The 12648-nt window shown below is 39.2% G+C and carries 11 protein-coding genes and 1 riboswitch; of the genes, 2 read left to right on the top strand and 9 right to left on the bottom strand.

The window, feature by feature from the left end; translation table 11 throughout:
• Positions 1–264: 264 nt before the first annotated feature.
• The 3 genes from V7161_RS29130 to gdhA all read right to left on the bottom strand — a co-directional run bounded on the left by V7161_RS29130 (position 265) and on the right by gdhA (position 2570).
• Entirely contained in the window at positions 265–771 is a 507-nt protein-coding gene (locus V7161_RS29130) for a hypothetical protein (protein ID WP_335716261.1), read from the bottom strand.
• Positions 772–859: 88 nt separating this feature from the next.
• Positions 860–994: a hypothetical protein gene (locus V7161_RS29135; protein ID WP_263297658.1), complete on the bottom strand. Its 135-nt coding sequence runs from the start codon at positions 992–994 to the stop codon at positions 860–862.
• Between the two features lie 202 nt (positions 995–1196).
• The gene (gene gdhA, locus V7161_RS29140; protein ID WP_420491689.1) at positions 1197–2570 is read right to left on the bottom strand and encodes an NADP-specific glutamate dehydrogenase; all 1374 of its coding nucleotides are present in this window, start codon (positions 2568–2570) and stop codon (positions 1197–1199) included.
• 347 nt (positions 2571–2917) lie between these two features.
• Between gdhA and V7161_RS29145 the strand changes: the two genes are divergently transcribed.
• Positions 2918–3829 carry a LysR family transcriptional regulator gene (locus V7161_RS29145; RefSeq protein WP_335716263.1) on the top strand — a complete coding sequence of 304 codons (912 nt, stop codon included), beginning with the start codon at positions 2918–2920 and terminating at the stop codon, positions 3827–3829.
• A gap of 31 nt (positions 3830–3860) precedes the next feature.
• Here V7161_RS29145 and V7161_RS29150 read toward each other — a convergent pair whose 3' ends face one another.
• The 4 genes from V7161_RS29150 to V7161_RS29165 all read right to left on the bottom strand — a co-directional run bounded on the left by V7161_RS29150 (position 3861) and on the right by V7161_RS29165 (position 9327).
• Positions 3861–4964, bottom strand: a complete 1104-nt coding sequence (locus V7161_RS29150; RefSeq protein WP_335716264.1) for an AI-2E family transporter — start codon at positions 4962–4964, stop codon at positions 3861–3863.
• A 180-nt stretch (positions 4965–5144) separates the two neighbouring features.
• Complete coding sequence (locus V7161_RS29155; protein WP_335716265.1) at positions 5145–8237, bottom strand: MMPL family transporter; 3093 nt, start codon at positions 8235–8237, stop codon at positions 5145–5147.
• Between the two features lie 183 nt (positions 8238–8420).
• Positions 8421–8951, bottom strand: a complete 531-nt coding sequence (locus V7161_RS29160; RefSeq protein WP_335716266.1) for a TetR/AcrR family transcriptional regulator — start codon at positions 8949–8951, stop codon at positions 8421–8423.
• 22 nt (positions 8952–8973) lie between these two features.
• Positions 8974–9327 (bottom strand): peptide-methionine (S)-S-oxide reductase, encoded by a 354-nt coding sequence (locus tag V7161_RS29165; RefSeq protein ID WP_335716267.1) that lies wholly within the window; start codon positions 9325–9327, stop codon positions 8974–8976.
• 91 nt (positions 9328–9418) lie between these two features.
• Positions 9419–9534, bottom strand: a riboswitch (SAM riboswitch).
• Between the two features lie 324 nt (positions 9535–9858).
• Here V7161_RS29165 and V7161_RS29170 point away from each other — a divergent pair.
• Entirely contained in the window at positions 9859–10359 is a 501-nt protein-coding gene (locus V7161_RS29170) for an acyl-CoA thioesterase (protein ID WP_335716268.1), read from the top strand.
• Positions 10360–10592: 233 nt separating this feature from the next.
• On the opposite strand, the gene V7161_RS29175 is transcribed toward V7161_RS29170, so the two are convergent.
• Both V7161_RS29175 and V7161_RS29180 read right to left on the bottom strand, forming a co-directional pair.
• Positions 10593–11612 carry an electron transfer flavoprotein subunit alpha/FixB family protein gene (locus V7161_RS29175; RefSeq protein ID WP_335716269.1) on the bottom strand — a complete coding sequence of 340 codons (1020 nt, stop codon included), beginning with the start codon at positions 11610–11612 and terminating at the stop codon, positions 10593–10595.
• A complete protein-coding gene (locus V7161_RS29180; protein ID WP_335716270.1) occupies positions 11613–12440 on the bottom strand; it encodes an electron transfer flavoprotein subunit beta/FixA family protein in 828 nt (275 codons plus the stop codon). It lies immediately after the preceding gene.
• Between the last annotated feature and the right edge of the window lie 208 nt (positions 12441–12648).

Raw genomic sequence — 12648 nt, forward strand, 5'->3', positions numbered from 1 at the left:
TCCTATCCCTACTAATTGTCTATCTCTATTATTTGCATACAAAAGGAATTTTGATTTCCAATTTAACCTTACTGTGGAAATTACATAAGAAGGTTATTATGATTATTTTCGGGTTTGTATCATATAGTTTGGGTGTTTATTATTTGGGTTTTAGGAAAGGGAGAAAAGGCTAAAAGGAATCCAAATAAAAAGGGACGAATTGTCCCTTTTACGATTTTTTGCAAGATAACCCCCACAGCATCTGCTGTTGGGGTTATCTTATTTTTATAAAGCAATATAATTCCTATTTTTATTTATTACAATAGCAGCTACCTGTTGAATATTCAGCGGGTTGGCGAACGACTCCATTTTAGAATTATCGGACCAGGATTTTGCATTTCCGGCCCATGTATTGGTTGTTCCACAATAGGTCACTTGCCCGCCATGGCGGACAAATGTCTGTGCCCATTCCAACAAATTTTGTGGATGGTCGCTATGGAGAAAATCAGGTATGGACATCCCTAATTGTTCTGCAATCGTTTTTTCCGCCTCAGGATTGCCAATCATGGTTGCCAGTCTTCCTTTAATTAATCCATTCACACCCTCTCCATTAAAAAACATTGTCACTGGAGTTCCGTACCGCTGCAGGTATACCGCGGTCACAAAAGCTGAAAAGAAGTTAGGGTAAACCGATGTTTCAAAATTTGAAAAGCCGTTTCCTGCACTGTCTGGACCAGAAGATACATGTATTAAAAGTGGTTGCTGACTTTGAGCAGGTAAAAAATAACTCACTATTTCCCCTCCCGAAATTTAGCCTATTGCATTTTATGTGAATAGCCAACCATGGGTGTTTGGGAAAACTCTATTAATTGGATTCTTGTTATGAGTTATTCTTCACATTTAATTCAATTATTTGCACTAGTTCCTCAATAATATCGTTCAGTTTCATCATGCTTGTATCTTTCTTAAGAATATTAGAAGTTTTATACAGCAATATTTCCTCTTGCTCACTCACAAAAATGCCCCCATTCTTAAAATGATGAACTTTTTATTCCTAATGACGTTTTTTACTCATATATGTAATTTACACATATTATACAACACGTTACTTGTATATGTAAATTACATATATAAATTTTTTGCGAGAATTCAGAATAATAGTACATAACAAAAAAGGCCACTAATCAGTGACCTTTCAACAAGACAAAAACATGAAGTTAGTTAATTCCCTGCTCTATCATAGCATTTGCTACCTTTAAGAAACCTGCTATATTGGCACCGACAACCAGATTTCCTGGGGCATCATATTCTTTTGAGGCTTTCATACTCTTACTATATATATCTTTCATGATCACTTGTAATTTCATATCCACTTCTTCTTGTGTCCAAGCTAACCTTGCACTATTTTGGGCCATTTCTAACGCTGAAACTGCAACACCACCTGCATTTGCAGCTTTGGCAGGCGCGAATAAAACATTATGCTCCATAAAAGTATCAATGGCTTCTAGGTTGGAAGGCATATTCGCTCCTTCTCCGACTGCCTTTACCCCATTCAAAATTAACAGTTCTGCTGCTTCCTTATTTAACTCATTTTGGGTTGCACATGGTAATGCAATATCGCATGGGATCGTCCAGATTCCTGAACACCCTTCTTGATATACTGCATCTGGATGTTCCTTGACGTACTCATTTATTCTTTTATTCTCTACTTCTTTTATTCTTTTAACCGTATCCAGGTTAATTCCATTTGGATCATACACATAGCCATTTGAATCGCTGCATGCAACCACTTTAGCACCAAACTGCAATGCTTTTTCCATTGCATATATCGAAACATTCCCCGAACCAGATACCGCTACAGTACTCCCTTTAAAGCTTAATCCCTGAGAATTCAGCATTTCTTCTACAAAGTATACGGTGCCATATCCTGTCGCTTCTTTGCGCCCCAAGCTTCCACCATAACCAATGCCTTTTCCCGTTAATACACCTGCTTCATAAGCACCTTTTAACCTTTTATATTTCCCAAACATATAACCGATTTCTTTTGCCCCAACCCCAATATCCCCAGCAGGAACATCGATATCCGGCCCGATATGTCTGCTTAGCTCTGTCATAAAGCTCTGGCAAAAGCGCATAATTTCTAAATCAGATTTACCTTTTGGATCGAAGTCAGAACCGCCTTTTCCGCCTCCAATTGGCTGTCCTGTTAATGAGTTTTTAAAGATTTGTTCAAAACCGAGAAATTTTATGATGCTTGCGTTAACAGAAGGGTGAAACCGCAGCCCCCCCTTATATGGTCCTATTGCACTATTAAACTGAACACGGAATCCACGGTTCACTTGTACATTCCCTTTATCGTCCACCCACGGGACCCTGAAGATAATCATCCGCTCCGGTTCCATCATTCTTTCTAGAACTGCTAGTTTGATATAAATTGGATTTTTCACAAGGACCGGTACTAAAGAATCAAGGACTTCTTTAACAGCCTGTTGAAATTCCCATTCATTTGGATTACGCAGCTGAACACTATTAATTAAACGATTGACGTATTCCTTTACAATTTGTGTTTGATTCTCTTCCACTCTTTCCATCATTTTCATAAGTTTTCAGCCCCAGATCTATTTTAAGATTGGCTGTGTTAAACTTGGCTGTTGATTTGCGCTCCAGGTGCTTCGCTTTCCGCGGGCGGTCCGGGGAGCCTTCTCGGCGCTGAAGCGCCTGTGGGGTCTCCCCTGCCCCGTCCTCCCGCAGGAGTCTCGCACCTTCCGTTCCAATCAACAGAGTTACAAAATCAACAATGACCTTTAACACTGCCTAAAAATTAAGAAAATTCCTTTTCTTCAATGTGTTTTCATTTTATAATTTATTAATTAATAGTTACAATCTTAATTTTCGATGAAATTAATGCGTTTTACGCATTAAATGGAGTGATTTAAAAATGGAGACAAGGCAAATTCAGTATTTCATAGAGGTGGCAAAAAGAGAGCATGTTACAGAGGCCGCAGACGCCTTGCATGTTGCCCAATCATCCGTAAGCAGACAAATCTTCAATTTAGAAAACGAATTGGGGGTAAAACTTTTTATACGTGAGGGAAGAAGTGTAAAGTTAACCCCAATAGGAAGAATTTTTTTTGAAAGAATGAAACAAGTATGGAATCTAATGGAGGATGCAAAGCGAGAAGTAGAAGAAAATTTAAACCCTGAAAAAGGTACCGTTCGAATTGCATTCCCAATTAGCATGGCGGCTCATACCTTGCCGTTCATTATTTATGCTTTTCGCACCAGGTACCCAGAAGCGAAATTTCAAATGAGCAATGCCCTTTATTATGATTTAATTGATGGTGTTATAAATGGTGAATTTAATTTGGCCATGATTGCCCCCATGCCCAATCCGGAAAAAGAGAAAAAAATTAAAGGAGCTACACTATTTACCGAAAATATCGTTGCTCTCATCCCTCTTCATCATCCGTTATCTGATCGGAAATCGATTAGGTTAAGAGACTTAAAGGATGACCCATTTTGTGTTCTTCCAGAAGGGTTTGTTTTTCGCGAACAGGTTGTTGGGGCTTGTAATAATGCTGGTTTTTCACCCCAAATTGCCTTCGAAGGAAAAGATATTGATGCATTAAAAGGATTAGTCTCAGCAGGACTAGGTGTAGCATTGATGCCTGAGATGACTTTGGTGGATAATACCCCCCGCTCCACTGTCATGATCCCATTATCTGATGAGAATCTCACCCGATCAGTCGGTGTCATCTACCCTGCCCAACGGAAACTTCTTCCTACCGAAGCTTTGTTTTATGATTTCCTGCTTGAAACTTATGAACGATTACATGAATTTAAAAAATGAATGTACCTAAAAAGGAACCTGAGTCAATGACTCAGGTTCCTTCTACTATACTTTTCGCCGCTTTTCTCGCTCTCAAAAATCGGACTACATTTAAAACAATGGTTTTTGAAACAGCATACGTTGGGACAGCCAAGACCATCCCAAGTACGCCTGCTAGATTGCCCGCAGCCAAAAGAATAATGATAATAGTTGCTGGATGCGTATCCAATGATTTCCCTAGAATCATCGGAGACAGGAAGTTTCCTTCAATTTGCTGAGCAACTAGGATTACAACGATTACCAATAAAGCTTTTGTAGGTGAATCAAAGAAACCTACCAGCACTGCCGGTGCACCACCAATGATCGGCCCGACATATGGGATTATGTTAGTGAAGGCTACAATCAGTGCCATGATTAATGCATAGCGTAAGCCGATAATTAAGTATCCAATAAAGGCTAATGTTCCGACAGCCAGGGCGACCACCACCTGTCCCTGAATGTAGGCGGATAGGGTCTCTCCTGTTTCTTTTAAAATTTTTAAGCTCTCATCCCTGTAATCGGAAGGAATGAACTTTGATACTGCTCTAGGAAATTTTTGTCCATCCTTAAACATATAAAATAATAAAAATGGAACAGTCACAAGAATAATCGCAATGTTAGTGACGATGCCAAAAAAGCCGAGAAGGATGTTAGTCAGTTTGTTTGGAAGTGTATTGGCATACTCCAATAACCGCTGCTGAACATTATCAATCATTTCACTTTGCTGACTCCGGAAGTTTTTAAACTCTGAAGACTTGATTACATCATTAACATAATCAGTCGTCTTATGAGCAAAGCCAGGCAGATCATTGGCAAGTTCTGTGGCTTGTTTTGAAACAGCAGGGACTAGGCTTCCGGCTGCTAATACAAGAAGACCGGCAAACACAACATATAGGACCAAAATGGCTGCTACTCTAGGGAGTTTTTTGCGTTCCAGAAAATTCACAACCGGATTCAATAGGAAATAAAGGAACCCAGTGATGAGAATTGGAAAGAAAACCGTTGAGAAAAACACCCCTATTGGCTTAAACATAAATGAAATCTTGGTTGAAACGAAAATAATCGACAAAACAAGCAAAATTTGAATCAGCCAGAATTGTATTTTAGATTTAGACACGAATTTGTACCTCATGCTTCAAATATTTGGATAAAGTATATCAAAATATTGGAGAAATATACAGTAAATATGGAAGATTTTATTGAAGTCCCACTTACATTTATAAAAATTCAAACCATAATTAAGAAAAAAGCCGATTCTTCTATATAAATAGAAAGTAAATCGGCTTTTTATTTGAAGTTAGGTCCTTACTACTTTTTCCTCTATACTTACTTCATTTTCCTTTTTTCTAGAAGATAAATTTGCTAGCGCACCTGGAAGGGCAATCATCGCCGGCAAAAAGATTGGAAGAAGCACAAAGCAAAGCACAATCAGTCCTGTAATAACTGCTACCGCTAATTGATATAAAACCATAATTCCAGCAGGCATTAGTGTGGCAAAAGTGCCTCCTAGTATAATGACGGCTGCAATAATGACACCGCCTATATGTCTAGAAGCCACCACGATGGCGTCTTTCTGTGACATATGAGGGTATTCCTTAAAGCGCATCATTAAGAATATACTATAGTCTACTCCCAAGGCGACAATAATGATAAAGGAGAAGAACGGAACGAAGGAAGAAACCCCTTCATACCCCTTCAAATCTATGAAAATATAGTTTATCACGAACATGGCGGCATAGTATGCTCCCAAAAGGGATGCCGTGATGAAAACCGGTGTCCAGAAAGATCTTATAACAAAGAACAACACGAGCAAAACTCCGATAATGACGATTGTTGTCGTTCTATTTAAATCCCGGCTCAATATATCATTCGTATCATTTGTTGTCGCGCTTGGGCCAGCTGTACCAAACTTGGCATCGGAAAGCTCTGTTCCTTTAAGTCCATTGGCAACCGTTGCATTTATTTTATTAATGGTACTTAAAGCTTCTGGAGAATAAGGATCCGCTTTTAAAACAACCAGCATTTTTGTAATTTTTCTATCATTGGACATGAAAGCGTCTAAAGATTTTTCAAAGTCCTTGTCCGTCAAGGCTTCCTTCGGCATAAAGAAAGTTTTATTTCCTTTATATTGCGTTAAGAAACCGTTCGTTTGCCCTAACCCATCAGAAATTTGCTTTAACCCGCCGTTTACATCCGATAGTTTTTGTCCAAAGACATTGAAACCATTGAGTCCGTCAGCCAGCTGCTGCTGACCCGATTTCATTTGGCCAAGACCATCCGTTACTTTGTTCATATTCGTTACGATTTTACCTATTCCTGAAGAAGTTTTACCAAGACCTGCTTCCATTTCTTTCAAGCCTGCAGCCATTTTGGATAAACCGCTGCTCATGCTTGAAAGATTTTTATTGGCTTCTGCAAAGCCGGTAGTTGCTGCATTGTACTTATCATTTAATACTTTTATTCCTTCAGGCGTAATCTGACTCAAATTTGATAATGAGTCATCGATTTCTTCCTTTAATGCCTGATAATTCTCATCACTATTGGCATTTGCATAACTCTGACCCAGCTTTGTCACCATTGATTGCATGGAAGCGAGTGAGTTTTTTGCATCTAGAAGTTTCTGTGCTTCAGCTTGGTATTGTTTCCCCATCTCTTGGAAACCAGCCTGCATGGTTTTATAATTTTCAGTTAACACGGCAATACCGCTGCTGGTCTTTGAGAGATTTGTTTCGATGTTTGCAATACCATTGCTGATCGTTTGTGAATTACTTGACCCATTATCGATACCAGCTTGGATTTGCTTTAATCCATTGGTTAAGGCGTTCATCCCATCTTGAAGCGTTGCTGTACCCTCAACCATTTGAGTGACCTTCGAAAAGTCAGCTGATCCGAGCTTTTCTTGCGCCTGCTTTAAGCCATCATTGATTTGATCCACACCATTTTGCGTTTTGGAAATGCCATCGGTAACCGATCCCATTTGACTATCGACATAAAAACCATCAATTGGTTTTCCTTGAGGCTGGGTAACAGAAGAAACCTGCTTCACTCCCTTAATAGCCTTGATGCTTTCCGTTACGTTATCAACAACTGCAAGCGATTCATTATTATTTAATGCTGAACTATTTTCAATGACAACAGTCGCAGGCATTGCCTGGCCCTTGCCAAAATGGTCCGCAATGATATGAAAGCCCTTTGTAGAAGGATAGCGATTTCCAAGTTCTCCAATCGTATCAAAGTTAAGCTTTTGTTGGTGGAAATACACCATCGGTCCCAGGATTAAAACGATAAGGATCCCCGTTATTAATGGACGCTTTATCGCAAAGGAGGATGTTGCTCCCCAGAATTTGTTTTCCTTATGACCGCCGCCTGCATTCTTGGAAGGCCAGAAAAGTTTATTGCCAAGAACTTTCATCATGAAAGGGGTTAAGGTCAGAATTTCAAGTAATAGGATCGTTACACCGATTGCCACAACCACACCAGATTTATAGATTGGTGACTCCGCAAAAACAAGGGCAAGGAATGCAATAAACACCGTAAGAATACTATAAGCAATCGTTTTACCCGCCGTTTTATAGGTTCTGATGATCGATTCATCTATCGAATGGCCATGGGATAGTTCCTCCCTAAATCGATTAAACAGAAGGATATTGTAATCCGTACCGATACCAAAGAGGATAAGCACTAAGAGCATTTGGGTAAGACTTGTAATCGGGAATCCTGCCTTATCAATTAATTGAGCGGCAATTCCCATGGAAACAAGATAGGAAAAGGCCACCGTCACTAAGGAAATCAAAGGCGTCACCACTGACCTAAACGCAATAATAAGCACAACTAAAATAAAGATTACGGTCAATGCAGCGCTCTTCTCAACTCCGGAAACAGAAGCTTTTAGATAATCATTATTGATAAAATCCTCCCCGCTAAGATAGTACTTAACAGGTACTTTTTTAAGCTTGCTATCAAATTCTTTTTTAATATCATCCACTTCTCTTGACTTCTTATCAAGCTTAAAACTCACCATAAGAGTCGTGCCATCTTTAGAAACCAAAGAGCTTTTTGCTTCTGGTATACTAAAAGGATCGATCATATCGGTAATACCTAGCTCTTTGCGGCTATCGCTAATCGATTTTACCTGATCCCCGATTTTTTTCATTTCATCATTAGAGATTTTATTTTTATCATAAAATACGATAAGGTTGTTCGTTCCCTTGATAGTATCCATCTTTTTGAGGATGTTGTCCGCTATGACCGAGGGGCTTCCATTCCCCGTTCCTTGCTGTCCCTTTTGCCGCAGTATGGCGTTGATGTCGGGCTGAATGACTGTAAGCAATATTGTTGCAATCAGCCATAAAGCAAATATAGCCCAACGGCCTTTTATGATTGATCTCACCGTACTTGTTCCCTCCTATTTTTAATAAAATGTTTATTTTTCCTATTGGTCTTCTTTCAGAAAAAACAAAACATCATTGAATTCCCTCTTCACATTAGTCACTATAACAAGGGAATAGGAAGGGTTCAAAAAGCAAAATGGAACGAGTGCATCAAAATAATACATTATTAGCAATTTGTATTATTACAACATGACCTGGTTAAAGATTTCGAACAACTCCTCTTTCTGGTATTTATATTCTTTACTCACCCAATTCTGTAAAATGGTCATAAAGGAAGTGGCATATAAGTCACACATGACCTCAGGATACTTCGACTGATTGATTTTTGTTGAAATCGGATCATTCTCTGTTTTTGAATGTTCACGTAAAATATCACTTGCAATTTTTACCATGCTTTTGAAAAAAATATGCCCATCTGACCCCAATAACGTATTTTCGAATAACACAAAATGTTCATCTACATAATCGACCAGTAATTTAAAGGTGTCAGTATTGCACTCCTTATTTAATTTAATAATCTCTTCAGATAAATGATAAATAAAATCTCTTAGCAGGCTGTATTTATCTTCATAATAACGATAAAAAGACGTGCGATGAATTAACGCATCATCACAAATATCTTGAATCGTGATTGATGAGAATCGTTTCGTTTGCAGCACATGCATAAAACTCTGTATGATTTGGCGCCTTGTGCGCTCGGTCGTATAGTTCATAGTACACATCCCTATCATGAATTCAAAAGCTAATATGCTCCCATACTGGAGTAATTTCTGTAATAATTTCATTTTTATTAAGTTGTTGAAGGTCGTTTTTCTTTTGCTTAGCTACTTTTAATTGATGAAGATCAGAAAAGAAAATGAATGACTCATTTATAAATTTATGACCTTCTCTAGTTATTGGGTCATGTAAATCAAAAAACAATTCTACTATTTTATCATAAGATACTTTCCAAGGATTAAACCATATTTCTACTATCTTTACATTTGTACCTTTTAAATGTCCTGTTCGAACATTTTCAATCCCTCGAAATCCCGAAATAAATGCTTTTTGACTAAAAAATTCGCTTGCACCAAACACTGCTCTTTCCATTTAATATCGCTCCTTCAGAGCGATAAACCTTCTTCCCATTCAAAAAACCTCTCTTTGTTTAAAAGAGAGGTTGGTATGATGAAATACTTTCCTCTCATCTTTCAAAGGTTATCACCTTTGCAGGAATTAGCACCGTTTCAAGTCAATAGTTTGACTGATGGTTGCCGGGTTTCACAGGGCCTGTCCCTCTACCACTCTGGATAAGAAGTTTATCGCTATTTATTTTTAATAACAATAACACCCACTGAACTGAAATTCAAGTAAAAAATCTCGGAGACGTGCATTTAGCGGAATGGATCAAAAAGGCAAGAAATGATTGTTTTACTACGTACAAAAGCCCACCAAAGCACAGCATTGAAGAACCTTCAATATTGAATTTTTATGAACATTACATATTTTTCCATATGAAATTTCCTTATATTTTAATATTTTTTTTTGCAATTTTAATTATTCGGATAATTCCTTTATCCTATTCATAATGAATTTAAAATCTTTAAATTAAGGACAGAAAACTAAGGAGGGAGAATATCTATGGAAGCAAAATTTTGTAGAGAATCAAGAGTTTTACGAACAAGTCGTGTATTTCCAAATGACGTAAACAACCACAATACATTATTTGGGGGACGATTATTGAGTGATGTGGACCAGGTAGCGTCTATTTCCGCTGCTCGACATAGTCGCAGGGAATGTGTTACTGCTTCAACCGATTCAGTTGACTTCTTATGCCCTATTCATACATCAGATTCGGTTTGTTTTGAATCATATGTGACATGGACAGGTACATCATCTATGGAAGTTTTTGTAAAGATCATTGCTGAAAATTTAAAATGTGGTGAACGTAGAATTGCAGCTACTGCTCTACTAACCTTTGTTGCACTTGATCAGAATAAACGTCCAGCACATGTTCCCCAGGTCATTCCTGAAACAGAAGAAGAGAAAAAATTGCACGAAACTGCACCAGAGCGAGCAAAAATGCGCAAGGAAAGAAAACAAAAGAGCAAAGAATTAGCCACTTTCTTAACAACAAATTAATTAGCACGTTGATTTCCTAACTAATCAAAAATGGTGGCAAAAACAAAATAAAAAAACCCTTATTGTATAAGAAATTTACAGTAATAAGGGTTTTTTAGATTCATTTAAGATCTATTGTGTGATATCTTCATGGGTCATCTTTTAAGTTTCTCCATATAGTTTAAGAAGACCCACATCGTCACCTATAAGATTCACGAGAGGACTTTGGGAAGCCAGGAGAAACGTCCCCCGTGTTACCTTACCTTTTCTCTAGATAAAGCATTTTTAAATTGTTCGATTAAAATAGGAACGATTTCAAAGGCGTCGCCAACGATTCCATAATGGCAGTTTTGAAAAATTGGGGCTTCTTTGTCCTTATTAATGGCAATGATTAAGCCGGAATTTTTCATTCCCACAATATGTTGAATCGCACCGGAGATCCCAATTGCAAAATAAATTTTTGGCGTCACGGTCACACCGGTCTGCCCTACTTGATGTGCGTGTTCAATCCAGCCGGCTTCCACCACATCCCTACTGGCACCGACCGCTCCTCCAACAGTTTCCGCCAATTGGTGAATTAACTGAAAGCCCTCGAAGCTCCCTAATCCTTTTCCGCCGGCAACAATGATGTCCGCTTCGTCAATTCTTACTTTTTTAACGGTTTCCCTTACAATTTCCAAGACTTTTGTACGAATATCTTCTTCCTTTAAGGATATGGTTTCTTCCACGATCTTGCCTGTTCTTCCTGGCTGAGGGGACATCGCCTTCATGACCTTGGAACGTACAGTCGCCATTTGCGGCCGGTATTTTTTACATAAAATGGTCGCCATAATATTTCCGCCAAATGCCGGTCTGCTCGCCAAGAGTAAACCCGTTTCCTCTTCCACATCCAGCTCCGTCGTATCCGCCGTCAACCCAGTCGGCATATCGGTGGCAACCGCGCTTGCCAGGTCTTTTCCCGTTGAGGTGGCCCCGAAAAGGATAATTTCTGGTTTATATTTTTCCGTGCAGTCCAACAGCGCCTTCATGAAGGATTCGGTTCGGTAATGTTTAAAGATGGGTTGGTCATAGACATACACTTTATCTGCTCCATATTCAAATACGGTTTGTGTTAAATGTTTAACATTTTCCCCGATTAAAATGCCCGCCAATTCCACTCCCCGTTTGTCTGCCAACTTCCTTCCGGCACCCAATAGTTCAAGGGATACGGAAGCAACCGCTTCATCCTTCTGTTCAATGAATACCCATACACCTTGGTAATCTTGGAAATCCAATTACTTTTCCCCCTTCACTTCAAACAGTTCTCGCTTTTCGAGTACGACAGAAAGCAGCTGCTCCACTTGTTCCCGTGGGTTGCCTTCAAAGAAAGTTCCCCCTGCCGGTTTTTGCGGAGCCCATACTTTAGAAACAATCGTTGGGGATCCCTTCAAACCTAGCTGCTTAATATCAACCCCATCCAGGTCATCAACAGACCAGATATGCGGTTTGTATCTAGCCGCTTTAATCATGTTTGGAAGCGGAGAATACGGCACTTCATTGATGGTTTTTTCAACAGAAAACAAACACGGCAATGAGGATTTGACGACTTCATAACCGTCCTCCAACTTGCGATGGACAATGGCATATCCTTCTTCCTGATTGATTTCCTCTACTTTGTTCACAGAAGTCAGCGGTGGAATATCAAGCCTTCTCGCTATTCCGGGCCCGACTTGCCCAGTATCCCCGTCGATGGACATTTTGCCGCAAATAATCAAATCGACCGGCCTCGTTTTGGCAATCTTTTCAATCGCCTTTGTCACGGCATAACTCGTTGCCAATGTATCCGCACCCGCAAAACGGCGGTCGGTGATTAAATATCCCTCATCTGCGCCTATTTCAATACACGTTTTGATCGCGTTAACCGCTGGAGGCGGCCCCATCGTGACAACGGAAACGATTCCCCCATACCTTTCCTTTAGCCGAACGGCCTCTTCGACCGCATGAGCATCATAAGGATTCAAGATCGCAGGCGCCGTCCTGCGGTCCATTGTATTTGTTTTTGGATTCATTTTGATAATTTTGGTGTCAGGTACTTGCTTGATACAGGCTACAATATGCAGCATTTTACCCCTCCCTATTAATTAAAAGCACGTGGTTTTATCTGCCGAACTGGCTGTTTTCCGGGTAAAAAAGTCTTTTTACGCCCGTCTATATTTACTTTATTAAAAGAGGAGGCCTTACATTCGAATTTTCTTACAAATGTCTTTTTTAATCGTTTGAATATTTACATAGTAATATCGAAATAATTGATTTTTACTAAAAATAAAAAAG

The organism is Neobacillus drentensis, assembly GCF_036965425.1.
Lineage (GTDB): Bacteria > Bacillota > Bacilli > Bacillales > Cytobacillaceae > Neobacillus > Neobacillus drentensis_F.

What these genes read in the sequence shown, in the direction of transcription:
- gdhA (WP_420491689.1), bottom strand. Translation starts at nt 2,570, where the DNA reads ATGGAAAGAGTGGAAGAGAATCAAACACAAATTGTAAAGGAATACGTC.
- V7161_RS29145 (WP_335716263.1), top strand. Translation starts at nt 2,918, where the DNA reads ATGGAGACAAGGCAAATTCAGTATTTCATAGAGGTGGCAAAAAGAGAG.
- V7161_RS29160 (WP_335716266.1), bottom strand. Translation starts at nt 8,951, where the DNA reads ATGAACTATACGACCGAGCGCACAAGGCGCCAAATCATACAGAGTTTT.
- V7161_RS29165 (WP_335716267.1), bottom strand. Translation starts at nt 9,327, where the DNA reads ATGGAAAGAGCAGTGTTTGGTGCAAGCGAATTTTTTAGTCAAAAAGCA.
- V7161_RS29170 (WP_335716268.1), top strand. Translation starts at nt 9,859, where the DNA reads ATGGAAGCAAAATTTTGTAGAGAATCAAGAGTTTTACGAACAAGTCGT.
- V7161_RS29180 (WP_335716270.1), bottom strand. Translation starts at nt 12,440, where the DNA reads ATGCTGCATATTGTAGCCTGTATCAAGCAAGTACCTGACACCAAAATT.